The following is a 26,159-nucleotide window of genomic DNA, read 5'->3' on the forward strand; positions in this document are numbered from 1 at the left end:
TAGTTTCGTAAAAGTCTAAGCCTATAAACGAATCGCGATGTTATTGGCGTGCAAGTATTGTTTTAACTCACCAATATCAATGATGCCTTTATGAAACACGCTTGCTGCTAATGCGGCATCAACCTTGGCAAGTTCAAACACTTCTTTAAAGTGCTCCATGGTGCCCGCACCGCCAGAAGCAATTAACGGTACATCGCAAATGGCGCGTACAATGCTGAGTTGTTTGATGTCATAACCACCGCGCACGCCGTCTTGGTTCATGACGTTCAATACAATCTCGCCACAACCGCGTTTTTGCACTTCTTCAACCCAATCCTGAGTATACCATTGAGTGTCTTTGGTGGCGGCTTCATCCCCGGTAAACTGTTTTACTTTGTAACTATCGCTGACAGCATCATAAAATGAGTCAATACCGATAACGATACACTGGCGGCCAAACTCATCTTGTAGGCGTGATATTAAACTCGGGTCGCTTAATGCAGGCGAGTTAATCGATATTTTATCAGCACCAAAGGCAAGTTTTTCGCGTGCTTGCTCGATGGTTTTAATGCCCCCGGCGACACAAAACGGAATATCAATTTGTTCAGCTACGCGGCTAACCCAAGATTTATCGATAACGCGGTCGTGCGCGCTGGCGGTAATGTCATAAAACACTAACTCATCAGCGCCTTCTTCTGCATAACGGGCGGCGAGGGGAACGATGTCTCCAACAATCTCGTGATTGCGAAACTGCACCCCTTTAACCACTTTACCTTCGCGTACATCAAGACACGGAACTATGCGTTTGGCCAGCATTGTATTGCCTCCTTCACGGTAAATTGGTTAATCAGTAAAGCTTTACCGATAATAATGCCCGATGCTTTGCTGTCGCGTACAGCGGCAACATTGTCAAGTGTTGCAATGCCACCAGAGGCTTGCCAAAGGATATGGGGATACGTTGCGGCAAGTTCTGTGTAGAGCTCGGTATTGGCGCCTGTTAAGGTGCCATCACGGCTGATATCAGTCACTAAAGCATGCTTAAGACCGACGGTTTCAAATTCAGCCACTAACGACTCTAATGACTTACCGCCACCCGATTGCCAGCCCGATACGGCGACAATTTTGTCGCCGTTATCGTTAATATTGACATCAAGAGCCAAACAAATGGCATCGCTGCCGTATTTTACAAACCAACTTTTGACCAGTTCAGGCTCTTTGACTGCAAGAGAGCCTATCACCACACGTTTAACCCCAATGGCTAATAATTCCGCGACTTGCTCTTCGCTGCGAATACCGCCGCCGACTTGAATATCAACATCAAGTCCCGCAGCAAGTTCAGCAATTAATTGAGTTTGGCGTTTATTCGGATCTTTAGCACCCGTTAAGTCAACGATATGCAGCAATTTTGCCCCTTGGGCTTGATAAGACTGCAATTGTACCAGTGGACTTAAGTCAAAGGTGGTCTGTTTGTCATAGTCACCTTGGTACAAGCGCACCACTTGGCCGTCAATTAAATCAATGGCAGGAATAATCACTGTGGTGTCCCCATGTTTAAGAAGTTCTGTAAAATTTGTGCGCCTACTTTGGCACTTTTTTCTGGGTGGAATTGCACCCCAAAAAAGTTACCTTTACCAATGGCGGCACTGAATGACTCGCCATAAGTGCTGCTGGCTAGGGTGTACTCACTGATTGGTGCACGGTAACTGTGAACAAAATACACGTAGCTGCCATTTTCAATGCCAACAAATAATGGGTGATCGCTCACCTCTATTTGATTCCAGCCCATGTGTGGCAGCGGTAAGCCTTTACTGTCTAGGTCGCCAATGTCTGTCGGCACTAATCCTAGACAGGTGATATTTTGCTCGCTGCGGCCGCCATGTTCATTAGACAATGATGCCAGCATTTGCATGCCTAAACACACGCCCATAACAGGTTGCGTTAAGCTTTTAATTAGCTCGATAAGGTTCTTTTGTTTTAGGGCATCCATGGCCGCACCAGCGGTGCCAACACCCGGTAGTACCACTCTTGCGGCGCTGCGGATGACATCAAAGTCAGCACTGACTAAGACATTGGCATTCAGGCGCTCAAAAGCAAACCGTACAGAGCTTAAATTGGCACAGCCGGTATCAATAATCACGGTAAGATCATTGCTAGCGTTTGAAGTATTCGATACTTGTGTCACATGAACTCCTTACAGCACACCTTTGCTTGATGGCAGTATGTCACCTTCGACTTTCACCGCTTGGCGAAGCGTACGGCCTAACACTTTAAACAGAGCTTCTACTTTGTGGTGATCGTTATCGCCTTTCGATCCAATGTGTAAAGTGCAACGTAGGCCATCAGCGAATGAGCGAAAGAAGTGGGGCACCATTTCGATAGCCATTTCACCGACCATTTCGCGATCAAAGTCAGCATTGAATTTTATGAATGGACGACCAGAAATGTCCATTAAACATTCGCCACTGGCTTCATCCATAGGTAAGCTAAAACCAAAACGAGCGATACCGCGCTTGTCGCCTAAGGCCTGGCGAATGGCATCGCCAATAGCGAGGGCCGTGTCTTCTACGCTGTGGTGGTCGTCAATTTCTAGGTCGCCGTCAACATGCACGTCCATTTTAAAATTACCGTGGGTTTGAATTTGATCCAGCATATGGTCAAAAAAGCCAATCCCGGTTTCAATCTTACCTTTGCTTTGGTTGTCTAAGTCGATGGTGACTTTGATGTCGGTTTCTTTGGTGGTACGCACTACCGTTGCCACGCGACCTTTACTTAATAAAGCGCTGGTTATAGCGTCCCAGTCGAGTGTTTGACGATTATATTTAAAGCTTTTAATGCCCATGGCATTAGCGAGCTCAACGTCAGTTTCACGATCGCCAATTACCGCGGATTCAGTAAAATCTACTTTACCCTGGGTTAAGTAGTCTTTTACTAAGCCAAGTTTAGGCTTACGACAGCTACAGTTTTCATCATTAAAGTGTGGACAGATAACCACATCGTCAAAAACGACACCTTGGCTTGAAAAAATTTGCATCATCATGTCGTGCGGGGCATCAAAGTCTGCTTTTGGAAACGAAGGTGTGCCCAAACCGTCTTGATTGCTGACCATGACTAAACGGAAACCGGCTTTCTGCAATTTAAGTAACGCTGGGATTACTTGTGGTTCAAACACTAATTTAGCCAAACTATCGAGTTGTTTATCGATGGCTGGCTCTTCAACTAATGTACCGTCGCGGTCGATAAAAAGGATTTTCTGTTTCATGCTAACTACCTTAATGGTGATATCTAATTCTTATTTATGATGTATAGGGTATTGACCGATATGCAACGTGCACTAACGCATTAACGCACTAACGCACTAACGCACTAACCAAATAACTGAACAATCACATCGGTTTGTTTGGCTGATGTAAAGCTAAAACGAATCGCATCAGCAAGGCGTGGGTCTTTGTATGCTCGAGCAACCACGCCGGAATCGCTTAATCGTTTAGCGGCTGCTTGTACATCGTCAAATTGGGCTAAAACATAGTTACCGTTGGCAGGTAACACCTTAGCGCCATAGGTTGTTAATGCAACGCTTAAGCGTTTGCCTTGTTCAATTAAACTGGCGACTTGAGTTCGCATAGTGTCAATACCAGCTGGACTTAACGCTTTTACCGCAAGGTCTGACACCGGTAATGGCACCGGGTAAGGGGCGATGACTCGCATGACTAAGTCAATAATGTCATCACTGGCGAGCATAAAGCCACAACGTGCACCTGCTAAAGCAAATGCTTTTGATAATGTGCGCAACACCACAAGGTTAGGGTAGGTGCCAAGTAAATCTGCCACGCTGTAGTCTGGGCAAAACTCAATGTAGGCTTCGTCTACCACCACAATAGCTTTAGGTGCTGCGTTAATAGCTTGTTCAATTTTGTCTTTTGCAATCACGGTGCCGGTTGGGTTATTTGGGTTACAAATAAATACAATTTTGGCATTGCCGATTTGTGTTGGCCACGCATCCGGTAACTGATATTCATCGGTTAAACTTAACGCTGTGACAGCTACATTAAAGGTTGCAGCACTAATTGAATACATTCCATAAGTTGGACCAAAACAAGCAATACTGTCGACAGCAGGGATACAAAATGTACGAATAAGTAATTCGATCGCTTCGTCGGCACCGCGACTGGCAATAATATTACTTGCCTTAACGCCTGAGTAACGGCTGTAAGCATTGATGAGTTCAGCAGGTTGGCATTCTGGGTAACGATTCACTTTATCAAGCGGGCTATTATTGAATGGCGATTCATTGGCGTTAATCCAAATATCACCGCGACCACCAATTCGTCTGGCACTCTGGTACGGGGTCAATGTCAATAATTCGGGTCTGGCCAACGTTTTTGGATCAAAAGGCGCAGCTAAGGTTTGGCTCATGGCGGTGTTCTCTACTTTCTACTCTAATAGGGTGCTAACTAGCGCTTAGCGATAGTGCTGACAATATGAATGACTCACTACTCAAAACTGGCTAAACGAATGGCGATAGCATTTTTATGTGCATCTAATAATTCATTTTCTGCCAACACCATCACAGTGTTACCTAAAGTTTTAAGCCCTTGTTGGCTGAGCTCTTGCACTGTAAAACGTCGACTAAAATCGGCTAATGACAAACTTGAAACTGAACGGCTATAACCATAAGTCGGTAAAACATGGTTAGTACCACTAGCATAATCGCCCACAGACTCTGGGGTATAAGCGCCTAAAAAGACGGAGCCGGCACCGCGAACTTGTCTAAGCACGTCACGTGGGGCAGTAGTTTGAATAATTAAATGTTCTGGGCCATACAAATTAGACACTTTTGCAGCTTGCACCATATCGCTAACAATAATACTGCGGCTGCATTCTAGCGCTTGTGCGGCGATGTCTTTACGGCTCAACTGTGCTAATTGTTCAGTTAACGCTTGGTTGACTTGCTCTGCCAGTGTTAATGAGTCAGTCACTAACATTACTTGCGAGTCAACACCATGTTCTGCTTGGGATAATAAATCGGCCGCAACAAAACCAGGATTTGCATCTTTGTCGGCAATCACTAACACTTCAGACGGACCTGCAGGCATGTCTATTGACACACTAATACGGCTGTCCTGTGACACTAATCGTTTTGCTTCAGTCACATAACGATTACCCGGACCAAATATTTTATCTACGTTCGGCACCGACTCTGTCCCAAATGCTAATGCCGCAATGGCTTGGGCACCACCCACCTGGAAAATATCAGTAATACCACAGACATTGGCGGCATAAATAATCGCATCATTAATCGGTGGTGGACTGACTAACACACGCTTTTCGCAACCGGCAATTCTTGCTGGTAACGCCAACATCATTACTGTGGATATTAATGGAGCCGTACCACCGGGAATATATAAGCCGACTCGCTCGATGGGTTCACTGCGCAATTCACAACGAATTCCCGCTTGAGTTTCTATATCAACACCCTGAAACACCTGCGCCTTGTGAAAGGTTTCAATGTTGTTCACCGCTTGCGCAACAGCTTGTTTGACGTCGTCACCTACACGTGCACATGCTGCCGCAATGGCGTCAGTTGATAATGCGAGCTCAGTCAGTTCAACACCGTCAAATTGCTTGTTATAAGCCAGTAATGCGCTATCACCTTGAGCGTTGACTTGCTCAATAATGTCACGAACACGTTGCTCTACACTTGCATCACCAATTAATGGCGAACGCGCTAACGTTTGTCGTTGTTGTTCAGTAGATAAAGAAGCCCAATCGAGAATTTGCATTTGTGTTACCCCATCATTTTTTCAATAGGCATGACCAGAATTGAGCTTGCACCTAGTGCGGTTAATTCTTCCATAGTGTCCCAGAATAAATCCTCTGTGCTTACTACGTGAATAGCCACACGATTAGTGTCGTCATTAAGTGGTAATACGGTTGGGTTTTCAGCGCCTGGGAGTAGGGCAACGATTTGATCTAACGTTTCAATTGGAGCGTGCAATAAGATGTACTTACTTTCACGGGCACGGATAACGCCATTAATACGCGATAAGATTTTGTTGATTAGAGCTTGTTTTTCAGTAGATTGAGTTTTGTTTGATTGAATAATGCAAGCCATTGAGCGGTAAATGACTTCGGTTTCATACAAGCCGTTCGCTTCAAGGGTTGCACCGGTCGATACTAAATCACAAATGCCATCTGACAATCCTGCCCGTGGCGCGACTTCAACGGAACCTTTAAGCATACAGTCGCTGTAGTTAATGCCTTTTTCTAGCATAAAACGGCGCAGTAAGTTCGGGTAAGATGTCGCGATGCGCAGACCTTCTAGTGAGTTGGCATCTTTATATTCAAACTCATTAGGTACCGCAAGTGATAAACGACATGAACCAAAATCTAATTCACGTAATTTAGTGCATTCAGCCGGTTTACTTGCTAGTTGGCGCTCTATTTGTTCTTCTTCTAGAACGTTTTCACCGATAATACCTAGGTCGACAACTCCATCCATTACTAGGCCTGGAATATCATCATCACGAACGCGTAATAAGTCTATTGGCATGTTGTCTGCGTGTGCAATCAAGCGTTGCTCATTAACGTTAAATTTAACGCCACAGCTTTTCAGCAATTGTTGAGATTCTTTAGATAAACGGCCTGATTTCTGGATGGCTATACGTAAACGCTTTGACTCACTCATGTGATAATTCCTTATGTATTAAATATAAAATGTGTAAATTTAACTGCTTAAATAAAAATAAAAATTTAGAAAACAAAAAACCCCTGAAATTCCTTCCAGGGGTTTATGTGAATAATTGTTCACCACCAGAAGGATATCGTCCTTCGGCAGTTAGCATCCGAAGGCTACCGCATATGGTGATGATGGTGGATTGTAGTCACTTGGATGTTCATTTCAGTACTCTTTATTTGATATTAGTAAATCAGTTCAAATGAGGATTATGCACTCATCTGATGTCGTGTATATCGACTTGCAGTTAACTTAACCGCATTTATGCTTGTTTGCAAGAGCGGATAAAGCATTAATGTTATTTAATTACCATATTTTTTGCATAAGATATGCTTTCTTGTCTGTTTGTGATCATTAGAGCCGATTAAGAAAGCGTTAACAACACAACTGCTTAATATTTTAGCTATCAATGCCCTTGGGGATTAACCTCTACTTGTTGTTTGTCGATAAATGACTTTGAGAACTCAATAAATACAAAGGGTAGACCGTTAGCGTAATGACGTCTCCCATTTGGCACTCTACATCACTTAGGTTAATGATACCGTTTAATGGCTTGATTCTTATGCAACAAGAGTCGTGTGCTAGTCGATTATTCAAGGGATAAACGATGTTTTAGTGTGATGAAACTTGTTCCTTTAGTCTTTATGAATCGCAATGTTTAAATCATATCGTTATAAGCCATTGAGTTTATTGGACGCTACTTATAAGCTGGCGTGTATTACGCTTTATTAATTTAGCTAACTTCTCGAGGTACGCACAGTATGAAGACCATTGATGTAGTGGCGCTTAGAGATGTTATGGACTTAATGCTCGATGCAGTATGTGTGGTTGATAAAGCAGGAAATTTTGTGTTTGTTAGTGCTGCATTTGAAGATATTTTTGGATACTCTCCTGACGAAGTGATAGGCAAACCTATGCTTGACCATGTTTATCCTGAAGACGGTATAAAGACACTTAAAGTCGTTGAATCATTGCTGAGTGGCAAAAAACTACCTCGTTTTGAAAACCGTTGGGTTCGTAAAGATGGCAAAATAATTGATATTCTTTGGTCGGCACGATGGTCTGAAGATCACCAGTTTAGAATTGCAGTTGCTCACGATATTACTGAACGAAAATTAATGGAGCAGCAACTTCACTACATTGCAGGACATGATCCATTAACAGAATTACCTAATAGAGCATTGTTGTTTGGGCGTTTACAAACATCGCTTGGACTGGCGCGTCGCGAAGGCTCTCATCTTTCTTTGTTATTTATCGACATTGATGGGTTTAAACATGTTAATGACAGCTATGGGCATCTTGTTGGTGACAAGCTACTTAAGAATATCGCTCAGCGTTTACGTGATTGCGTTCGTAAATCAGATACGGTTGGACGTTTTGGTGGCGATGAATTTGTCGTTGTACTAAACGGTATTGATTCAGTTGATAGTGTGCTGTTTATTGCTGAGAATATTCGAGTTGAACTGGAGAAAACTTATCAATTTGATAGCCTTAATTTGCAACTGTCACCGAGTATTGGTGTCGCTCGTTATCCCGATAATGGTGCTGATGAGCAGCAATTAATTCAATATGCAGATCAAGCTATGTATAGAGCAAAAAATGCTGGAGGGAACCGGATCGATACTGGTGTAGACCATCTTAAGTAGGGTTACGGTTTAGGGCCTGTTGATCTTTCAAGGCTGTTTTTGCAAAGATAAACAGGTCCTCGTCATTAGCTCAAACTTTAACAAGAGTTATGTAACGAAATAGCCGTTCATCATTAATGGTCACCAGAACTATGGTTAACGATATGTCTGCGCATAAAAACATAATGTACTCGATAGCTTTTAATATGATGATGTATTCATCTAGTTGTACAGATTAGGAAGAACATTTTAGTATGCGAAAAACCGATAAAAAAATCGATAATAAATTAAGAGAGGGGTTAACCGTCGTATGCGAACATGCACTGGATAGCTATCCTGGTTTTGCATGGATTACGCACGTCGTTGATTACACGACATTCCCCAAGAGCTTACGAATTATTTGTATATTTGATACTGAAACACAACTAACGCAATTTAATCAAAGTGGTCATAAAGCGCTACTGTTAACGCTAATTCAACGCACCCTTGCTCAATACCAGATTGATCTCAAAGATATTAATCAACATGTTAGCTTTGATACTGAAACTGCTTGTGATCAGCAACATCATGGTAATTGGGCGTTGCGATTACATAATGCCAGTAGTATCGATAAAAACGGGCTATCTAAGCTGCACTAACGTTGTATTGGGATTTTGTTTAAGCTCTTGATATTTAATGTTAATTTTTTAACCGTTAACTCATTAGATTAAAGTTCTGTTGGTGATTATAAAAATGCAGTACATGGGCAAGCTCGTAATCTGCTTTGTTTAATTCACCATAAGCAAAATGTGGTGCCAAATCAGTTTGATATTGTTGAAAATCTTTTAAAGATTGTATTAGCCTAGCGAGTGCTTGATTAACATCAACACTGCGGTCTAACTCTGGCGCAGCAGGGATTGGTTCGGCTAAGTTATGAGACATTGCACCTTTAGTGACAAATGCGGTGAATGCCAGGGCTCCGACAGTTTGTTTAAAGAGTGCTGATTTATGCTCTGGAAACCCGCTCATTGAAAATTCAACACTTTGCGCGCAATGTGTAAACACTTCAGCACTGTTCCACTTGCCAGTGCTTAAACCTGCAAGTTGTTCGGTTGATAACATCGTTAACTTATTCAACTTGGCTAATAGTGCAGCAATGTTCAGTTGTGTTGGATCATTGCCTTGGCTTAACCATAATGCACTGGCACCAGTTAATCCTACCGCAGCGCCTAACATTCCCACTTTTAAAAACTGTCTGCGTTGCATTATGTGGCCTTTTTGGTAGGCATTAACTTACTATTTAATGTCATCATCATCATCATCAACTTAACGACTGTGTGGATTGCTTATTTCTATAACAAGATGTTAATTGCCGTGTCAATCAATAGAACAAGCTCGTTAGCCAAATAATCAAATGGCTACTCAAGGGTAAATAATATTCGATGATGTCAGCTGCAATTGTATTTGACTGCTTATTTCGGCTTTTTGACTGGCTGTTAAGAGGGTTGAGTTATCAATTGCTGTCATCGCTGCTCGTTTGTCAAACCCACTCCAGACATTGACGGTACTGGCAATAGATTCTAATCGAGTCGTGGTATCATTAATGCGTTCGGCTACATTAAACGCTTGTTGTGGATCTGTTTGGCTCAACTGGGCTGATCGTTGACGAAAAGCAATATCTTTGTTGTCATCGGACAGCGAGTTTATTACCTGCAAAAAATCGACTTCCGAATTTTCTGCGAGGGCGTAGCTAGCGTTAATGATAATATCCCGCTGAACATTCGCTTCATAATTATCTATTCGCGCTAGCATCATATTGGGTTCCACACTGGCTATTTCAGCTAAGGCACTGTTGAAATAATCTTGATTTAAATCGTAAGCTTGTTTTTGATTGTTTAAAAATACTAAAGCAGCCTCAGGATCTGTTTCTGCCATTTTTCGAGAGACAATATATATCCCGCTGGCACGTTGCTCTACGGCAATAGTATCTAACCAATCGACAGCATCTTGAGTATTCTTTTCAACCAACTGATATACCATCGATGTAATAAGATAATTAGTCGATTCATTTAATGGCAGTGATGAAATGAGATTGGCGGCTTCGTTAGGTGACTGTTCAATGTAATAATACATGGTATTTAAGTACATTTTTAACGTTGATTGAGTTTCTGTTTGCAATTTTAACCATTCAAATGCGGCTATTGCATCGGTGTTGGCCCATGAGTCGACAATCGACATTATGATCGACGACTTCATTGGTTCTACTGCTAATAACTCTACATCGCTTAATGCTTGTTGTGGATTTACAGACGCTAAACCACGTAAATAACCGTCGAGTAATGATTCATATTGTTCAGTCGACTTTTGCTGTTCTAGCCATGAAATGACATTTGAAAATTGCATTTTCCCCGCTATTTCTAAAATTAATCCATATAAGTCTTCATGTTGCGTTTCTTCGGCAACGAGTAATGCTTCTAGAGGGTCTTGTTCGGCCAGTTGCATGATGCGAAAAATCGACATGTAAGGCGTTTCATCATTGCCTAACGATGCCTTAAATGCTTCTCGGTCGTGAGTGTTCTGGGTTACATCATTTACCGAAGTAAGATTAGCTTGACCTGCAGAGACAAATTTTGAAGTGTTGCCTTGTGGTGTTTTGGACAATAAATCGGCATGTTCGGTAGTGTCTGGGGTGTCACTAGGCCATATCAGCGGATAACTGATAAACCCGATACACCAACTTATAACCACTACAATTAACCATTTCATTATTGCTTTTCCTTAAGCTTATTGACTGTGTTCAAAGATCTCTAGGGCTACGTTATTATGATGCCGTTAACATTGCAACGAATTATTCAGTAATAGATTTAATAAAAACGAGTTTAACTGACTAATTTTTATATTAATTTATCATCGACATTTAAATTTTGAGTTTGAATAAGTCATCATAGGTAAAACTGACAAAAACGAGACATTCCACTTAGAAAAAAATTAACCCGATATTATTTCGGATAATCTATGTTTATTTTTATCATCAACAAAATCGAGACCTGGATCTTATATTGCGACTAAAAATAAGGCTATCTTTACAGTAGTGTTTTTATAGAGCAATAACTTATGTTTCAGATTTTTTCTGATTTTGCATCTTGGCTTATATACAGTTTATTGGGGTTGTCGCCAGAGACCAAACTCGGAGATGCGCTGCATTTTTTTGTTGAAGACGTCACTAAAATTTTTGCTTTACTGCTGGTGATGATTTATTTCATTGCCCTCATCCGGGCTTCGTTAAATGTTGAGCGTGTCAGAGATTATTTAGCAGGTAAACACCGAGGATTAGGTTATTTAATGGGATCAGGTTTTGGTGTCATAACGCCATTCTGTTCTTGTTCGAGCATTCCTGTTTTTTTAGGTTTTACCTCTGCCGGGATCCCATTAGGGATCACCATGAGCTTTTTGATTACCTCGCCTTTAATCAACGAAGTCGCAATATTACTGCTTATGAGCTTATTGGGGCTCAAATTTACCTTATTGTATATTGCCGTTGGAATGAGTGTGGGAATGTTAGGCGGCCTGTTTCTTGACAGTATTAAGGCTGAACGTTGGCTACAGTCGTTTGCGGCCGAAGCCTTAAAACGTGGTCAGCAGAAGGGGGTTGGCAATATTGCTGATGATAGTGGCAAAGTGCAAACTATGTCATTGCCACAAAGGCATCAATTTGCCAAAACTGAGATGCTAGATATATTCGGCCGAGTGTGGAAATGGGTCATCATTGGGGTGGGTTTGGGCGCGGCGCTGCATGGCTTTGTACCAGACGGTTGGATTGAAGCGCATTTGGGCGACGGACAATGGTGGTCTGTTCCTGCTGCGGTGTTGCTCGGCATTCCACTTTATTCCAATGCGACAGGTGTTATTCCGATTATGGAAAGCCTTATTATCAATGGTTTACCAATAGGTACCACATTAGCATTTTGTATGAGCACTGTAGCGGCCAGTTTTCCTGAATTTATTTTGTTAAAGCAAGTCATGCAATGGCGTTTACTGGCAATATTATTTAGCCTTCTATTAGTTTCATTCACTTTAGTGGGGTGGATATTTAATGCATTTGCTCCGTTGCTATCATCTACGAATTAGTCACAAGGAACAATAAATGAAAATCATTAAAGTATTAGGTTCAGGTTGTAAAAAGTGTCTTGAAACTGCTGAGCTTGCCCAAGCTGTTGCCGACGAAAAAGGTGTTGCTATAAAAATAGAAAAAGTAACCGATATGACGCAAATTATGGCTTATGACGTAATGAGTACGCCAGCGGTAGTGGTTGATGAAAAAGTGGTCCATAAAGGCAGTAAACCCACCAAAGAACAGATGGCAATGTGGATATAGAAGATATGTTTTACGGATGATTTTGTGATGCCTGATATATTGTCATTTGACTTATTTGGTCAAAATCGGCCGAAAAAGTCACGAGCATAAGTGTTAAACGCAAGGTTACCAATGAAAAAGTGGTATTTGAATTCACCCCTGAACACCACATTCAAAACCTGTTCTCTGAATTACTAAAAAATAAACGTTTGATTATATTTTATACGAGTCAAGAAATGCTGAGTCACGCTGGTGGCCAGCATTTTTTGTTTCTGGTCTAAATTTAGTCAAATCATCGATATTGTTTATACAACTGCCTTTACAACTTTTGGTGATAAACAGTTGGAACATGATGCCGTTATAAGCATAATAGCCCAAATCACACTACATCAGCATTAGCGCGATAATTTGAGGATGCTTTGAGCTCTACACTTACCCAATCTGTAATCCATGAATTTAGCGATCGCGGTGCGTTAGCCAAACATGTGCATCATTACCACCATCGACAAAGTCAGACAGATATGGCCGTTGCGGTCAGTGACGCTATTGCTAAAAAGCATAATCTGATTTTAGAAGCGGGTACTGGTGTGGGTAAAACCTATGCGTATTTAATTCCGGCCTTACTCAGCGGCAAGCAAGTGGTTGTGAGTACCGGCAGTAAAAATCTGCAAGAGCAGCTATTCCTCAAAGATCTCCCCGCATTACTTGCCATGTTAGATGTACATGTACCGATTGCGTTATTAAAAGGGCGTAACAATTATTTATGTCAGTTACGTCTTGAAAAGCAGATGCAAAATGCCAGTCAATTTAGCGAATATTATATTGATGATTTACTCAAGATTAACCAATGGGCACATTTAAGCAAAGATGGCGATATCGGCAATTTAACCTCGGTGGCAGAGCATTCAGAGGTTATTCCTAGCATTGTGAGCACCAAAGAAACCTGTACGGGTAAAAAATGCGATCATTATGATGTGTGTTTTACCCGTAAAGCACGTATTAGGGCCATGGAGGCAAAAGTGGTGGTGGTTAATCACCATTTATTTTTTGCCGACCGCTTACTCAAAGACACCGGGTTTGCCGAGTTATTGCCAGATCCTGATGTGGTTATTTTTGATGAAGCCCATTTGGTGCCAGATATTTGCATTAACTACTTTGGCAGCCATATCTCCAGTCGCGAAATTGATCAGTTGCTTAATGGCATCATTAAAATACACAAACAACTCATTCGCGACAGTATTCAAATAGAGCAACTGTCGCAACGTGGGCTGTTGGCTTTGAGTGACTGGCACAACGCTATGTACGACAACCAAGTAACTGATTGGCGTAAAGTACTCGCCAATAAACACTTAGCGACAGTATCGTGGGCACTACAACAGGCACTTACCGACCTTACCAATGTAATGCGTCATCATCTTGGGCGTGAAGACCAACTCGACTTAGCGTTTGAACAATTGCATGAGCTTGCTGAAAAGCTACAAGACTATTTTGAATGCAAAGACATGCAAGCGGCTTATAATGTCGAGTTAGGTCCGCGCTTTATCCTGTTAAGACTGAGTCCTATCAATGTGGCAAAACAATGCCAGCAGCTGTTTGATGCCAAAACTCGCTGGATTTTCACCTCGGCTACCTTACAAGTAAACCGAAGTTTGGGCCATTTTGCGACTGAGCTTGGCTTGTCATCAGCGCAACAAATCATTTTAGACAGTCCATTTGATTACCCTAATCAAGCGGTATTTTGTGTACCGCGCCATTTAGGTAAAGTAGGGCAGTCGCAACATACGGTAAAACAATTAGTCGATGTGTGTATTCAAGCTATCAACGCGGCTCAAGGCCGTACGTTCATATTGTTTACTAGCCATCAAATGCTCGAACAAGTTGCATCCGCTTTACAAGGTAAAGTCGCTTATCCTTTACTGGTACAAGGCCAAGCCAGTAAACAAAGTTTGTTAAATAAATTTAGGCAGTTAGGTAATGCAGTATTACTCGGTACCAGCAGTTTTTGGGAAGGCGTCGATGTTCGCGGTAAGTTACTCAGCTGCGTGATTATCGATAAGTTGCCGTTTGTATCGCCAGATGATGCTTTATACAAAGCCCGTTCAGCCAATGCCGAACGTCAAGGGCTTGACCCCTTTAACCATATTTCTCTGCCACAAGCGGTCATAAGTTTAAAGCAAGGCGTCGGGCGGCTAATCCGTGATGAGAAAGACCGTGGTGTGCTTATTTTGTGCGATAACCGCATCGTTAACCGCGCTTATGGCCAGGCGTTTATTAATTCTTTGCCACCCATGCAACGCACACGTGACTTAGACCGTGCATTACAATTTTTAAAACAAATCCCTTAAGCTTTTTAAAACCGTACGCATCAGTTATCATATTGAGTCTATTTGATGTTTTTTTACTGGGTAACCCATCATAATGCCAAAGCCGTTAACCATCCTCGCTCTTGATACTTGCACTGAAACTTGCTCCGCTGCGTTAACCATTAATGGTGAGGTGTTTGCACTTATTGCTGATGCACCACGTGAGCATAGTCAACGATTATTACCTATGGTCGATGAAGTGCTAGCCCAAGCCCAAGTGACACTGGCCGATGTGGACATGATTGCCTATGGCCGCGGTCCTGGCAGTTTTACCGGTATCCGCATTTGTACCAGCATGACCCAAGGATTAGCCTTGGGACTCGACTTGCCGGTTATTGGCATTTCGACCTTAGCCGCTATGGCCCAATTAGCCATAACAGAGCAAGGTGCTACGCAAGTATTGTGCTGTATTGACGCCCGTATGAAGGAAGTCTATTGGGGCCAATACATTGCCAAAGACGGCATTGCTACCTTAGTAGGTCAAGAACACGTTAGCGCGCCAGAAGCGATTGAGTTAACCCTCGATACACAACAAAACATTAGTGTTTGTGGCACAGGCTTTGAAGCCTATCCACAATTATTAACGATAGCGCCACACATGACACCATGCACTCAAGCGACTTATCCAGATGCGAAAGCCATGTTAATTCTTGCACAACAAGGTTTTCAACAAGGTTTGCATACTACTGTTGATGAACTTTCGCCGGTGTACCTTCGTGATACTGTTACGTGGAAAAAACTTCCGGGCCGAGAATAGCCATTCACGACAATTTGACATAAAGTATAAGATTCAAATATAGGTAAACGGTGTCGTTAATGACGATAAATTCAGCATTATCAATGGCAAATAATCAATCAGGCCCAATTAGCCTGAGCCAAGCTGTTGCCGGTAATCGGCCGATCATAGCGGCCCACGAACCTATTATTGTTAATCCTGCTACTGTAGAAACTGAGGTTCAAGGGATTGAAGCTCGCAACATGGCCATTGTTGATGATTCAACTTTATCGGCCAAACAGCAAGCGCGTGTTGAATACGACCGTGAGACTTACAGTCAGCGTGGCGCTATAGCTCAGTATTTATCGACACAGCATTCTGCTAAAAGAGACGAAATTCAACAAATGGTTGGTATTGATTTATATGCCTAATGTGCCGTTGTCTGCAATACCCAGTCGTAGCCGTTTTGTGATTGAATTACTGTTGGCTTTTTTACTGACGCGATTCCCTTATATCTCTATACCTTTTAAATGGTTTGAAAGTTATTTTCACGAATTATCTCATGGCATCGCGACATTATTGACCGGTGGCTCGGTCAGTCATATTCAGCTATTTCCAAACGGCGCTGGCTTTTGTTTTAGCCAAGGCGGCAGCAGTATATTAATCGCTTATGCGGGCTATTTTGGCGCCGCACTCTGGGGTTATTCGATATTTCTGATGGCAACGCAAAAACAGACTATTAGATTTACCCTGACTTTACTCGCGTTTACCGTGGCAGCATCGTTACTTTTTTGGGCTCGCGATGTGTTAACCATTGTTATACTCAGCGTATTGATAATACTTTTTTTGTTACCACTTAAATTAAAAAACAGTAGTCTGTTAAACACCTTACTGCGTATATTAGGGTTAATGATTATTTTAAATGCCATGGCAAGTCCGATGGTATTATTGGGGTTAAGCGGTCAAGGCGATGCGGTTATGTTAGCTAAAATGACTTGGCTACCTGCATGGTTATGGGTAATAACATGGCTCGCCTTTAGCGGGTTTATGTTGTTGCTCTGTTGGCGTAAAGTTGATCGAAAAAAGGGAGTGTCAAAATGAAACGTAACATGATGTTAGGAGCCTTAATTGGCTTATCAAGTTTAGGTATGTCGACCGCAATATACGCAGCCGATAGTATGCCCGATAAAAAAGTGACGGCACCGCAGGTTAGTTCTGCCCTTGCTAAAGCAGTGGCCAGCGAGTTTCGTACTGCAGATAATAAACTACGTGACCAATATCGTCATCCTGCTGAAACATTAGCGTTTTTTGATATTAAGCCTGAACAAACTGTGATTGAACTATGGCCAGGTGGTGGTTGGTATGCTGAAATTTTAGCGCCATACCTAGCTGAAAAAGGCCAATATGTAGCTGCTAATTTTGAAACTAATCCTGCAACAGACACGAATCAAAGTGCTTATTACAAATCAGCGGGTTTGAAGTTTGAAAAATGGGTTAGCGATAACAAAGCCAGCGTAGGCAATGTACAGTTTGTAACGCTTGATCCACCGGCTAAGTTTTCATTGGGTAAAGATAATTCTGCAGACCACGTATTAACATTCCGTAACTTGCACAATTGGGCAATGAAAGGAGAGTTGGAAGGTGTGTTTAAAGCCGCTCATGACGTGTTAAAAGTTGGAGGCTCATTAGGCATTGTTGAACATCGTGCCAATATCGGTATGGCTGCAGAAAGTGGCTATATGGATCAAAATCAAATGGTTGAGTTGGCCAATAAATACGGTTTTGAATTAACCGGCAGCTCTGAAGTGAATGCCAATCCTAAAGACACTAAAGATTATCAAAAAGGTGTGTGGACATTACCACCGCGTTTAGCTATGGGTGATCAAGATAAACAGAAGTATCTTGATATTGGTGAAAGTGATCGTATGACAATCAAATTTACCAAAATAGCCGCTAAATAATTTTTGCAAAGTGAGCCAACAATGTTGAACATTGATGTAGAAGAAATTCAATTGCCGTTGGCTCATATTACTCTTGCAGCTAAACGTTATGGTCAAGCCGACAAGCCAGTGATTTTGGCTTTGCATGGTTGGCTTGATAATGTCGACAGTTTTATCCCCTTAGCGCAGGCCTTTGCCCAGCAAGGGTTATTCGATAAATTTCAACTGATGTGCATCGATTGGCCAGGGCATGGATTATCAGATCATCGCCCAGGGCGTTATCCGTTGCATTGGGTTGATTATATTTACGATCTGCAAGCCGTGATCCATACCCTGTCACAAGAAACGGGTCCCATTATCTTATTGGGCCATTCGCTCGGCGGCATTGTGGCGTCAGCTTACAATGCATGTCTTGCTGTCAACATCCATAAACTCATATTAATAGAAGCCCTAGCACCGTTATCTGAATCTGCCACACAGGCTAAAGATCGCTTACGAAAAGGCTTACAGCAACAACAACGCTTTAATCGTCAACTCGCCAGAGTCACTCCAACGTATTCTTCAATGGATACTGCGATTCAGGCTCGCCATCAACTCACTGGATTAGCATTACCATGGTGCGAAATGATCACCAAACGTAATATGGCTACCACTGATGGCCATTATTCTTGGCGTAGTGATCCTCGGTTAAAATTAGATTCACTTAACCGTTTTACCTTTGAACAGGTTGACGCTTTGATGACAATAAGTGACACGCCTTCGTTACTCATTGTTGGCCATGATGGCTATAAACAATTAACAGTATCAACAGAGCAAGCCAATAAATGGTTTTCCAATATTGATATCGTTCATTTAGCCGGAGACCATCATCTTCACATGGGGAATGCTGACCTGGTTGCTAAATCGATTGGAGCATTTATTCTAAATAGCCGCTAGCCATAGGTGAAAACGCTGTTATTTTTAGTTTATTTATGTGATTATGATCGAAAATTAAAACACTTGTATGATTTAGTTCATGACAAGCAACATAATAAAGCCTGCGAAAACAATATTAATGATACGCAGACAATAAAATATTTTACCACTGACGGGGAATGCACGTCTTAGCACAGTGGGCATTATTAGGAGACACCTGTGGACCAGCCTTGGATTAATAATTTACCTGAACATGTTCCGGCCGAAATCGACCCATCTCAATTCAGTTCTTTAGTACACATGTTCGAAGATGCAGTAGCAAAATATGCTGACCAACCTGCATTTATTAACATGGGTGCGACGATGACGTACCGTAAACTCGAAGAGCGAAGTCGAGCATTTGCTGCATATTTACAAAACGAACTGCACTTAAATAAAGGCGACCGTGTTGCCATTATGATGCCCAATTTGCTGCAATATCCTATTGCTCTGTTTGGTATTTTACGTGCGGGTATGGTGGTGGTTAATGTTAACCCACTGTATACGCCACGGGAATTAAAACATCAATTAGTCGATTCGGGTGCAAGAGCCATCATTGTGGTGTCTAACTTTGCTAACACTCTAGAAGAAATTGTTGATCAAACACCAATAGAGTCGGTCATTATCACTAACCTTGGTGATCAGCTCAGCGCACCCAAACGCACCTTAGTGAATTTTGTTGTTAAATACATTAAAAGATTAGTACCAAAATATCATTTACCGCATGCATTATCATTTCGCGATGCGCTCTCTAAAGGCCGACGCCTGCAGTACATTAAAGCCGATATTAGCGGCGAGGATTTGGCCTTTTTACAGTATACCGGTGGAACTACAGGGGTATCTAAAGGTGCCATGTTAAGCCATAAAAACGTAGTAAGTAACGTTTTACAAGCTAGTGGCGCTTATTCTCCAACGCTTGATGATGGTGCTGAGTTTGTGGTGACAGCATTGCCTCTTTACCATATTTTCGCACTGACAGTTAACTGTTTATTGTTTTTACACAAAGGCAGTAAAAATCTTCTGATCACTAACCCTCGAGATATCCCAGCATTTGTGGGTGAACTTAGAAAGTACCCGTTTACGGTATTAACGGGTGTTAATACCTTATTCAATGCTTTGGTTAATAATGAAGAATTTACTCAACTTGATTTTTCTGGTTTAAAATTGTCTATTGGCGGCGGGATGGCGGTGCAGCGCGCCGTTGCTGATAAATGGCAAAACCTTACTAAGACACGCTTACTCGAAGGCTATGGTTTAACTGAAGCCTCACCATTGGTCACATGCTGCCCCTATAATCTCAGTGGGTACAATGGCTCTATTGGTTTTCCTGCGCCTTCAACCTTCATTCAGATACGTGATGATGATGGTAAGGTATTAGCCCAGGGTGAAACCGGTGAGTTGTATGCTCAAGGCCCGCAAGTGATGCAAGGCTATTGGCAGCGTCCGGAAGAAACGGCCAGTGTGATTGATAAAAACGGTTGGTTAGCCACTGGTGATATTGGTTATATGGATGAAAAAGGTTTCTTTTTCATTGTCGATCGTAAAAAAGACATGATTTTAGTGTCAGGTTTTAACGTATTTCCGAATGAAGTGGAAGAGGTTGTTGCCCTACACCCTAAAGTTATCGAAGTCGCTGCTGTTGGCGTTCCCAATGATGCCAGTGGCGAGTTAGTGAAGATTTTTGTGGTAGCAAAAGACAAATCATTAACCGAAGAAGAACTGATTAAGCACTGCCGTCATCATTTAACGGGATATAAAGTTCCTAAGCTGGTAGAATTTAGAGACGAATTACCGAAAACCAATGTGGGTAAAATTTTACGCCGACAACTTCGAGATGAAGTTAACAAAGCGTAAAATCAAAGCCGGCAACTAAGCCGGCTTTTTTATGTTTGGTTGTTATCAGCTTATCGTATTGCTCACACCTTTTTTTAGCGGAGCCTATTTTGTTAACGTTTGAATATATCAGTGATGATGCCAGCCTGTTGTCATTAGTTGAACAATACCAACAAAGCACCTTGCTGGTGCTAGATACTGAGTTTGTCCGCACTCGAACCTATTATGCTAAATTAGGCCTTATTCAAGCCTATGATGGCAAAACTTTAGCCTTAATTGATCCGGTTGCGATTACCGATTTAAGCCCATTTTGGCAGTTATTAACTGACCAAAATATTGTCAAATTAGTGCATTCATGCAGTGAAGATCTCGAGGTGTTTGCTCATTATGGTGAATGCCAACCAAGCCCCTTATTTGATAGCCAAATAGCGGCAAGCTTTGCTGGTTTAGGCCACGGATTAGGTTATGCCAAGCTCGTTGACGCATGCTTGCAAGTCGAAATAGATAAAGGTGAGTCACGTACGGATTGGATGAATCGTCCACTGTCTGATGCGCAGTTACAGTACGCGGCTAATGATGTGTTTTATTTGTATCAATTATACCCTCAGCTGCAACAGAAGCTTGCTGCGGACAATCGTCTTGAATGGTTGTTTGAAGAAGGTCAGCGTATGACTGAAGGGCGCATGTCATTGCCAGAAGGCGACAGCGTTTACCTTAAAGTCAAAAATGCATTTCAATTATCGAGTCAGCAGCTAGCCTATTTAAAAGTATTGGCGAAATGGCGTCTAGCCAAAGCGGTAAGCCGCAATCTAGCGCTGGGTTTTGTGGTAAAAGACCATGCATTAATTGCATTAGCCAAAAAACAACCGACCACACTGGCGGAATTGAATAGTTTAAATGACTTAACAGATCAAGAGAAACGTATTCACGGCAAAGATTTATTAACAGTTATGGCGACGGCAGATTTAATTAATCTACCTGAAGAAGTTGATGTTGTTGCGCTTAAGTCAGGTTATAAATCAGCTTTTAAAGAAGTTAAAACAGTCTTAACTGAATTATGTGAGCGTGAAAATGTCGCATTAGAATTTGTTGGTTCTAAGCGCCATATTCATGAATTTCTATTATGGTTGTATCACAACAAACAAACACCAACACCGATACTCTTGGTCGGTTGGCGTGGGCAGTTGGTAGGTGATTTACTAGAGCCAGTGCGCTTTAGTTAATACAGCTTTAGTTGATACCGCTTTAGTTAATACAATTTATCAACATACCGAAAAAAAGGATACTCGCATAATGCCAGTATCCTTTTTTGTGTTAAGCAGAGTAGGGTGACCTTGGCTGATTACTTTGAATCAGGTAAGGTAACGTTTAACTCTAACACCGATAAATTGTCATCGTTTTGGTCAAGTTGCACAGAGACTTGGTCGTCTGATATTTGCACATACTTACGGATCACTTCGATGATTTCTTGTTTCATCTTTGGGAAATAATCAGGTGCACCACGTTCACCACGTTGATGAGCCACAATAATTTGTAATCGTTCTTTTGCCAATGATGCGGTATTGGGCTTTTTACTGCTTCTAAAATAATCAAGTATCGACATAGTTAGCTCCCAAATATCCTTTTAAGGAATCCCTTTTTTTCTTCTGTAATAAATCGAACAGGTACATCATCACCTAATAAGCGTGCAACCGTATCGCCATAAGCTAAACCTGCATCACTTTCTTGATCAATAATGACCGGTACACCAGAGTTTGACGCCTTCAGTACCGATTGAGACTCAGGGATCACACCGAGTAATTCAATGGCTAATATTTCCTTCACATCCTCAACACTGAGCATTTCACCCGTTTTGACCCGCGCAGGAGAGTAACGAGTTAACAATAAATATTCTTTTATGGGCTCTAAAGACAATTCCGCACGACGTGAACGGCTCTGCAGCATGCCTAATATACGATCTGAGTCACGTACAGAACTCACTTCAGGGTTAGTGGTAACAATCGCGATGTCGGCAAAGTAAAGCGCCATCATGGCACCTTGTTCAATACCCGCTGGTGAATCACAAACAATATAATCGAAATCTTTGGCTAAATTCTCAAGTACCCGGCCAACGCCTTCTTTAGTGAGCGCATCTTTATCGCGTGTTTGAGACGCGGGTAAGATAAACAGTTTGTCGCAGCGTTTATCTTTAATTAACGCTTGGTTCAAATTAGCTTCACCATTAATGACGTTAACAAAATCATATACGACTCTGCGTTCACAACCCATAATCAAATCAAGATTACGTAACCCAATATCAAAATCGATAACGACAGTTTTCTTTCCTTTTAAGGCCAATCCGGTGGCAATTGCTGCACTGGATGTTGTTTTACCCACACCGCCTTTACCTGATGTGACAACAATAATTTGCGCCATTTATATTTATATCCTTGTATTTGCCGATTATTGGGGCAATGATTCAACAGTAAGAGATGCGCCTTCAAGGCGAACACAGCCTCTTTGACTTAGATCGTATTGTTGCAAATGTTCTGTCAACCAATACTGTCCAGCAATCGATACTAATTCTGCTTCTAACGAGTTAGCGATAATCACACTTTGATTATCTCCCGCAGCACCCGCCATGGCTTTCCCACGAAGAGCACCATATATATGGATGCTACCATCAGCAATGACTTCAGCGCCATTACCAACCGCACCAAAAATGATTAAATCAGCATTTTGTGCGTATATTTGTTGTCCAGAACGCACATTTTGTTTAACAATTTTAGTTGCTCGTACAGGCAACTCAGCTTTGCGGGCTTGTTTACCCGATTTAACCACTGCAATTGCCATGCTTTTTGCTTGTTCAATTTGTTCTGGGCTGGCATCGGTAATGCCTACAATAATAAGATTTCGGTCAATTAATAATTGTTTTAGTGCATTAAAATCAATGTGAGTATGCTGAATGGCTGATAAATTTAATACCAAGGGGGCGCCCAAAAAAAACTGGGGAGCTTGAGCCAATTTGTTGTCTAATTCAGCCGCAATGATATCGAGATCGTTATGATTGATATGCAGTACTGATAAGGTAAAAGACGTGGCCTTTAATTCGAGATTTTGTTTAGCCATCCCGGCGTGATTCTCCAATACTTCAGCGATAAACTGATTTACAATTATTTTCTTGTGCCACCATGTTATAGTGTGCTTAGTTGACTATCAAGTTTGAACCTTTGGAAATTTACACTAAAATGATATGTGCAGTATATAAAAGCGGTCGAAGAGCAGATACTTACCTTTTTGTCAAAAAACGTGATGTATTTGATGACGTTCCTGAACCGTTAATGGAAATGTTTGGTTCAAAGACATTAGTGATGATTGTACCTTTATCTAAACGAGATCATTTAGGTATCGCTGATATTGATAAAGTTAAGTCAGCATTAGTAGAAAAAGGCTATTACTTGCAAATACCACCACCGCAAATTAATTTACTCGAACAACATAAACAAGAATTAGCTTTTAAGAAATAAGCTCATTCTTAAAGGAGTAATCAAGACGAATATGATTCAAAAAATCATTTTATGTGCATTTTGTTACTTCATTTGTTCTAATATTGCCATGGCAGAAGACCGCCGTGGCGAATTTTCCGACTATTTGTTGGAACTACAACAAAGGGCAATAGCCACTGGCGTTAATCAACTGACAGCAGAACGCTATATTGCTAATATTAAAATCTTCAAAAAAGCCAGCCTCAATACCCATTCAGATGAATCACAAACATTAGAACACTTTATTCCCCAAGCTGTACCTGAAATTACCGTGAGTACAGCCAGAGCAATGTTTCAGCAACATGAATCACAAATAGAAAATATTAGCCGAACTTATCAAGTTCAGTCCCGATTCCTGATGGCATTATGGGGGATGAACTCTCGTTTTGGAGAGCGAACAGGACGTTTTTCTGGGTTATCTGTTTTAGCCTCACTGGCTTATAAAGGCGATAAAGAAGCTTTTTACATTAATGAATTTATTGCAGCGCTCAAGCTAATCGAACAAAAAAATATTACCGAAGATTTATTGCAGAGTTCTTCATCAGGGGCGATGGGACAGATGCAAATGATGCCTAGCCAGATACTCCAATACGGTATAGATGCCGATAAAGATGGCATCATTGATGTTTGGAGCAGTATGGATGATGCCTTTGCATCTACGGCTAATATGCTACATCAACAAGATTGGCAATATGATTCTACGTGGGGAAGACAGGTAAAAACGACAATGATGTTAGATCCAAACTTACTTGGTTTACAATCACATCACACATTTCCAGATTGGCAAGCCTATGGTGTCAGGCGTTTTGATGGTGCAGATTTACCCCAACGTAATGACATGGAAGTATCATTAATTGCGCCGGATGGACCCAAAGGCCGCTTTTATTTAACTTATAATAATTTTCGATTATTACATCAATTTAATAATTCTTTGTACGATACGCTGGCAATAACCTACCTTTCTGAGAAAATTAAACAGTAAATTGTACCGTTTTAGGTGTAAAATGCGTGAAAATTTAGATAATAAGCCACTTTAGACATAAAATGATGACTCAGTTTTGGATAACCACACCTTTAGAAAACATGACCCCCGAACAATGGGAGTCTCTTTGTGACGGCTGCGGTAAGTGCTGTCTAAATAAAATCATCGATGATGAAACGGATGAACTTTATTATACCAATGCCGCCTGCCATCTATTGGACAACGATACTTGTGGTTGCCGTAGATATCCTGATCGTTTTACTTATGTGCCTGAATGTACTGCCATTACGCCTGAGAATATTGCTGAGCTGACTTGGTTACCCGATAGCTGTGCTTACCGACGTTTGCATGTTGGTAAAGGCTTACCTAGCTGGCATCCGTTATTGACTGGAAATAAACAGGCTATGCATGCAGCGGGTATTTCGGTACAAGGTAAAACCGTAAACGAAATGAAAGTGAAGTATTTGGAAGACTGTATTGTACTGTGGCCGATGCTAGACGTTGAATAATCAATTCTTTAAATATAAAAAAGACCTCAATGAGGTCTTTTTTATATTTGATTTCGAACTTTTTGCTGATTTATTTTGCAGATTTAAGTGCAGGTAACAACATCAACAACCAAATAACACCATAAACAGCAAAACCAAGCATCATCCATTGTGCCATGCTGACAGACAGCCACGACCATGGTGAGTCACTACACATGCCTGTTGGCGAGAATACTGAAGGTAACCAGGTGTCTAATGGCATAAAACTGGGGAATTCGGGGTAAAAAGAACAAGTCGCAAACGGTGAAGGATTAACTTGCATCTGGTTTAGATCATAAGCTAATTTGAAGCCCCAAACCGCCGATACAGACCATCCAGCCATACCCACTAATCGTAACAACCACACTTTAGGTTGTAGTATCCCTATCAGCGCTGCCAGAATAATACCGAGTACAGCAACCCGAATATAAATGCACATGACACACGGCGCTAGATCCATTCCATATTGAAAGAAAAGGGCTGCCAATTCCAATCCAATGGCGGACAATAATAATAAACCCCAAGACAAACGGTTATGGCAAAACTGCTGTAGTTGCGACAATTTCAGTTCCTAATAAATGTGTTAACAGATAAAAAAACACCCTCAAATGAGGGTGTTTACACAAACAATAGAGACTTTAAGATAATTTA

General features: G+C 41.6%; 28 protein-coding genes. 15 read left to right on the forward strand and 13 right to left on the reverse strand.

The annotated features are described in order from the left end of the window. Positions 1-21 precede the first annotated feature (21 nt). The 7 genes from hisF to hisG all read right to left on the reverse strand — a co-directional run bounded on the left by hisF (position 22) and on the right by hisG (position 6,664). Positions 22-795, reverse strand: coding sequence for an imidazole glycerol phosphate synthase subunit HisF (gene hisF, locus AAEY99_RS02025; protein WP_101087558.1), 774 nt, complete (start codon positions 793-795; stop codon positions 22-24). Continuing rightward, positions 777-1,514: a 1-(5-phosphoribosyl)-5-[(5-phosphoribosylamino)methylideneamino]imidazole-4-carboxamide isomerase gene (hisA, locus tag AAEY99_RS02030; protein WP_350978799.1), complete on the reverse strand. Its 738-nt coding sequence runs from the start codon at positions 1,512-1,514 to the stop codon at positions 777-779. The genes hisF and hisA overlap by 19 nt, the downstream gene beginning before the upstream one ends. After that, complete coding sequence (hisH, locus tag AAEY99_RS02035; RefSeq protein WP_101087560.1) at positions 1,511-2,161, reverse strand: imidazole glycerol phosphate synthase subunit HisH; 651 nt, start codon at positions 2,159-2,161, stop codon at positions 1,511-1,513. Before hisH ends, hisA begins: the two co-directional genes overlap by 4 nt. 9 nt (positions 2,162-2,170) lie before the next feature. Then, the gene (hisB, locus tag AAEY99_RS02040; RefSeq protein ID WP_101087561.1) at positions 2,171-3,238 is read right to left on the reverse strand and encodes a bifunctional histidinol-phosphatase/imidazoleglycerol-phosphate dehydratase HisB; all 1,068 of its coding nucleotides are present in this window, start codon (positions 3,236-3,238) and stop codon (positions 2,171-2,173) included. Between the two features lie 104 nt (positions 3,239-3,342). Then, entirely contained in the window at positions 3,343-4,392 is a 1,050-nt protein-coding gene (gene hisC, locus AAEY99_RS02045; protein ID WP_351008889.1) for a histidinol-phosphate transaminase, read from the reverse strand. 77 nt (positions 4,393-4,469) lie between these two features. Next, positions 4,470-5,759 (reverse strand): histidinol dehydrogenase, encoded by a 1,290-nt coding sequence (gene hisD / locus AAEY99_RS02050; protein ID WP_350978801.1) that lies wholly within the window; start codon positions 5,757-5,759, stop codon positions 4,470-4,472. 5 nt (positions 5,760-5,764) lie between these two features. Next, complete coding sequence (gene hisG / locus AAEY99_RS02055; RefSeq protein WP_351008890.1) at positions 5,765-6,664, reverse strand: ATP phosphoribosyltransferase; 900 nt, start codon at positions 6,662-6,664, stop codon at positions 5,765-5,767. A gap of 809 nt (positions 6,665-7,473) precedes the next feature. Here hisG and AAEY99_RS02060 point away from each other — a divergent pair. Together AAEY99_RS02060 and AAEY99_RS02065 are read left to right on the forward strand one after the other, a co-directional pair. Continuing rightward, positions 7,474-8,358, forward strand: coding sequence for a diguanylate cyclase domain-containing protein (locus AAEY99_RS02060; RefSeq protein WP_192116093.1), 885 nt, complete (start codon positions 7,474-7,476; stop codon positions 8,356-8,358). 233 nt (positions 8,359-8,591) lie between these two features. Further along, positions 8,592-8,975: a Fis family transcriptional regulator gene (locus AAEY99_RS02065; RefSeq protein WP_192116092.1), complete on the forward strand. Its 384-nt coding sequence runs from the start codon at positions 8,592-8,594 to the stop codon at positions 8,973-8,975. A gap of 55 nt (positions 8,976-9,030) precedes the next feature. Here AAEY99_RS02065 and AAEY99_RS02070 read toward each other — a convergent pair whose 3' ends face one another. Together AAEY99_RS02070 and AAEY99_RS02075 are read right to left on the reverse strand one after the other, a co-directional pair. After that, positions 9,031-9,582: a DUF1569 domain-containing protein gene (locus AAEY99_RS02070; protein ID WP_350978804.1), complete on the reverse strand. Its 552-nt coding sequence runs from the start codon at positions 9,580-9,582 to the stop codon at positions 9,031-9,033. A gap of 156 nt (positions 9,583-9,738) precedes the next feature. Continuing rightward, on the reverse strand, positions 9,739-11,082 hold the full coding sequence (locus tag AAEY99_RS02075) for a hypothetical protein (protein WP_335692180.1): 1,344 nt from the start codon (positions 11,080-11,082) through the stop codon (positions 9,739-9,741). Between the two features lie 348 nt (positions 11,083-11,430). Here AAEY99_RS02075 and AAEY99_RS02080 point away from each other — a divergent pair, with 348 nt between their 5' ends. The 10 genes from AAEY99_RS02080 (at position 11,431) to rnd (ending at position 21,698) form a co-directional block, all read left to right on the forward strand. After that, entirely contained in the window at positions 11,431-12,444 is a 1,014-nt protein-coding gene (locus AAEY99_RS02080; protein ID WP_351008893.1) for a permease, read from the forward strand. A gap of 16 nt (positions 12,445-12,460) precedes the next feature. Beyond that, complete coding sequence (locus tag AAEY99_RS02085; protein ID WP_182743679.1) at positions 12,461-12,691, forward strand: thioredoxin family protein; 231 nt, start codon at positions 12,461-12,463, stop codon at positions 12,689-12,691. A gap of 398 nt (positions 12,692-13,089) precedes the next feature. Beyond that, complete coding sequence (gene yoaA / locus AAEY99_RS02090; protein ID WP_350999181.1) at positions 13,090-15,015, forward strand: DNA repair helicase YoaA; 1,926 nt, start codon at positions 13,090-13,092, stop codon at positions 15,013-15,015. Positions 15,016-15,088: 73 nt separating this feature from the next. After that, on the forward strand, positions 15,089-15,790 hold the full coding sequence (gene tsaB / locus AAEY99_RS02095; protein WP_350999178.1) for a tRNA (adenosine(37)-N6)-threonylcarbamoyltransferase complex dimerization subunit type 1 TsaB: 702 nt from the start codon (positions 15,089-15,091) through the stop codon (positions 15,788-15,790). A gap of 59 nt (positions 15,791-15,849) precedes the next feature. Next, on the forward strand, positions 15,850-16,179 hold the full coding sequence (locus AAEY99_RS02100) for a hypothetical protein (protein ID WP_059745362.1): 330 nt from the start codon (positions 15,850-15,852) through the stop codon (positions 16,177-16,179). Beyond that, on the forward strand, positions 16,172-16,849 hold the full coding sequence (locus AAEY99_RS02105) for a M50 family metallopeptidase (protein WP_350999174.1): 678 nt from the start codon (positions 16,172-16,174) through the stop codon (positions 16,847-16,849). The genes AAEY99_RS02100 and AAEY99_RS02105 overlap by 8 nt, the downstream gene beginning before the upstream one ends. 77 nt (positions 16,850-16,926) lie before the next feature. After that, positions 16,927-17,709: a class I SAM-dependent methyltransferase gene (locus tag AAEY99_RS02110; protein ID WP_243756366.1), complete on the forward strand. Its 783-nt coding sequence runs from the start codon at positions 16,927-16,929 to the stop codon at positions 17,707-17,709. A gap of 21 nt (positions 17,710-17,730) precedes the next feature. After that, positions 17,731-18,624: an alpha/beta fold hydrolase gene (locus AAEY99_RS02115; RefSeq protein ID WP_351008895.1), complete on the forward strand. Its 894-nt coding sequence runs from the start codon at positions 17,731-17,733 to the stop codon at positions 18,622-18,624. 198 nt (positions 18,625-18,822) lie between these two features. Then, positions 18,823-20,496: a long-chain-fatty-acid--CoA ligase FadD gene (gene fadD / locus AAEY99_RS02120; RefSeq protein WP_182743674.1), complete on the forward strand. Its 1,674-nt coding sequence runs from the start codon at positions 18,823-18,825 to the stop codon at positions 20,494-20,496. A gap of 89 nt (positions 20,497-20,585) precedes the next feature. Further along, positions 20,586-21,698 carry a ribonuclease D gene (rnd, locus tag AAEY99_RS02125; RefSeq protein ID WP_101087579.1) on the forward strand — a complete coding sequence of 371 codons (1,113 nt, stop codon included), beginning with the start codon at positions 20,586-20,588 and terminating at the stop codon, positions 21,696-21,698. A gap of 119 nt (positions 21,699-21,817) precedes the next feature. Here the strand turns inward: rnd and minE are convergent, their stop codons facing one another. Genes minE through minC form a run of 3 tightly spaced genes read right to left on the reverse strand, consistent with a single transcriptional unit; the run spans position 21,818 to position 23,583 of the window. Further along, complete coding sequence (gene minE, locus AAEY99_RS02130) at positions 21,818-22,078, reverse strand: cell division topological specificity factor MinE (RefSeq protein ID WP_011637201.1); 261 nt, start codon at positions 22,076-22,078, stop codon at positions 21,818-21,820. Between the two features lie 2 nt (positions 22,079-22,080). Continuing rightward, positions 22,081-22,890 (reverse strand): septum site-determining protein MinD, encoded by an 810-nt coding sequence (minD, locus tag AAEY99_RS02135; protein ID WP_011637202.1) that lies wholly within the window; start codon positions 22,888-22,890, stop codon positions 22,081-22,083. 27 nt (positions 22,891-22,917) lie between these two features. Further along, on the reverse strand, positions 22,918-23,583 hold the full coding sequence (minC, locus tag AAEY99_RS02140) for a septum site-determining protein MinC (protein ID WP_101087580.1): 666 nt from the start codon (positions 23,581-23,583) through the stop codon (positions 22,918-22,920). Between the two features lie 119 nt (positions 23,584-23,702). Here minC and AAEY99_RS02145 point away from each other — a divergent pair, with 119 nt between their 5' ends. The 3 genes from AAEY99_RS02145 (at position 23,703) to AAEY99_RS02155 (ending at position 25,490) form a co-directional block, all read left to right on the forward strand. Then, positions 23,703-23,981 carry a YcgL domain-containing protein gene (locus AAEY99_RS02145; protein WP_101087581.1) on the forward strand — a complete coding sequence of 93 codons (279 nt, stop codon included), beginning with the start codon at positions 23,703-23,705 and terminating at the stop codon, positions 23,979-23,981. 31 nt (positions 23,982-24,012) lie between these two features. Then, positions 24,013-24,981 carry a lytic murein transglycosylase gene (locus AAEY99_RS02150; protein WP_351008897.1) on the forward strand — a complete coding sequence of 323 codons (969 nt, stop codon included), beginning with the start codon at positions 24,013-24,015 and terminating at the stop codon, positions 24,979-24,981. Between the two features lie 62 nt (positions 24,982-25,043). Beyond that, positions 25,044-25,490 (forward strand): YcgN family cysteine cluster protein, encoded by a 447-nt coding sequence (locus tag AAEY99_RS02155; protein WP_162022933.1) that lies wholly within the window; start codon positions 25,044-25,046, stop codon positions 25,488-25,490. Positions 25,491-25,560: 70 nt separating this feature from the next. Here AAEY99_RS02155 and dsbB read toward each other — a convergent pair whose 3' ends face one another. After that, the gene (gene dsbB, locus AAEY99_RS02160; RefSeq protein WP_101087584.1) at positions 25,561-26,070 is read right to left on the reverse strand and encodes a disulfide bond formation protein DsbB; all 510 of its coding nucleotides are present in this window, start codon (positions 26,068-26,070) and stop codon (positions 25,561-25,563) included. Positions 26,071-26,159 lie beyond the last annotated feature (89 nt).

Origin of the sequence: Shewanella sp. S1-58-MNA-CIBAN-0166 (assembly GCF_040310085.1) — a bacterium.
Taxonomy (GTDB): domain Bacteria; phylum Pseudomonadota; class Gammaproteobacteria; order Enterobacterales; family Shewanellaceae; genus Shewanella.

Excerpts from the sequence above, each read along its gene's own strand:
- hisF (WP_101087558.1), bottom strand. The coding sequence starts at position 795 with ATGCTGGCCAAACGCATAGTTCCGTGTCTTGATGTACGCGAAGGTAAA.
- hisB (WP_101087561.1), bottom strand. The coding sequence starts at position 3,238 with ATGAAACAGAAAATCCTTTTTATCGACCGCGACGGTACATTAGTTGAA.
- hisC (WP_351008889.1), bottom strand. The coding sequence starts at position 4,392 with ATGAGCCAAACCTTAGCTGCGCCTTTTGATCCAAAAACGTTGGCCAGA.
- hisD (WP_350978801.1), bottom strand. The coding sequence starts at position 5,759 with ATGCAAATTCTCGATTGGGCTTCTTTATCTACTGAACAACAACGACAA.
- hisG (WP_351008890.1), bottom strand. The coding sequence starts at position 6,664 with ATGAGTGAGTCAAAGCGTTTACGTATAGCCATCCAGAAATCAGGCCGT.
- AAEY99_RS02060 (WP_192116093.1), top strand. The coding sequence starts at position 7,474 with ATGAAGACCATTGATGTAGTGGCGCTTAGAGATGTTATGGACTTAATG.
- AAEY99_RS02065 (WP_192116092.1), top strand. The coding sequence starts at position 8,592 with ATGCGAAAAACCGATAAAAAAATCGATAATAAATTAAGAGAGGGGTTA.
- AAEY99_RS02070 (WP_350978804.1), bottom strand. The coding sequence starts at position 9,582 with ATGCAACGCAGACAGTTTTTAAAAGTGGGAATGTTAGGCGCTGCGGTA.
- AAEY99_RS02075 (WP_335692180.1), bottom strand. The coding sequence starts at position 11,082 with ATGAAATGGTTAATTGTAGTGGTTATAAGTTGGTGTATCGGGTTTATC.
- AAEY99_RS02080 (WP_351008893.1), top strand. The coding sequence starts at position 11,431 with ATGTTTCAGATTTTTTCTGATTTTGCATCTTGGCTTATATACAGTTTA.
- AAEY99_RS02085 (WP_182743679.1), top strand. The coding sequence starts at position 12,461 with ATGAAAATCATTAAAGTATTAGGTTCAGGTTGTAAAAAGTGTCTTGAA.
- tsaB (WP_350999178.1), top strand. The coding sequence starts at position 15,089 with ATGCCAAAGCCGTTAACCATCCTCGCTCTTGATACTTGCACTGAAACT.
- AAEY99_RS02100 (WP_059745362.1), top strand. The coding sequence starts at position 15,850 with ATGACGATAAATTCAGCATTATCAATGGCAAATAATCAATCAGGCCCA.
- AAEY99_RS02105 (WP_350999174.1), top strand. The coding sequence starts at position 16,172 with ATGCCTAATGTGCCGTTGTCTGCAATACCCAGTCGTAGCCGTTTTGTG.
- AAEY99_RS02110 (WP_243756366.1), top strand. The coding sequence starts at position 16,927 with ATGCCCGATAAAAAAGTGACGGCACCGCAGGTTAGTTCTGCCCTTGCT.
- AAEY99_RS02115 (WP_351008895.1), top strand. The coding sequence starts at position 17,731 with ATGTTGAACATTGATGTAGAAGAAATTCAATTGCCGTTGGCTCATATT.
- minE (WP_011637201.1), bottom strand. The coding sequence starts at position 22,078 with ATGTCGATACTTGATTATTTTAGAAGCAGTAAAAAGCCCAATACCGCA.
- minD (WP_011637202.1), bottom strand. The coding sequence starts at position 22,890 with ATGGCGCAAATTATTGTTGTCACATCAGGTAAAGGCGGTGTGGGTAAA.
- minC (WP_101087580.1), bottom strand. The coding sequence starts at position 23,583 with ATGGCTAAACAAAATCTCGAATTAAAGGCCACGTCTTTTACCTTATCA.
- AAEY99_RS02145 (WP_101087581.1), top strand. The coding sequence starts at position 23,703 with ATGATATGTGCAGTATATAAAAGCGGTCGAAGAGCAGATACTTACCTT.
- AAEY99_RS02150 (WP_351008897.1), top strand. The coding sequence starts at position 24,013 with ATGATTCAAAAAATCATTTTATGTGCATTTTGTTACTTCATTTGTTCT.
- AAEY99_RS02155 (WP_162022933.1), top strand. The coding sequence starts at position 25,044 with ATGATGACTCAGTTTTGGATAACCACACCTTTAGAAAACATGACCCCC.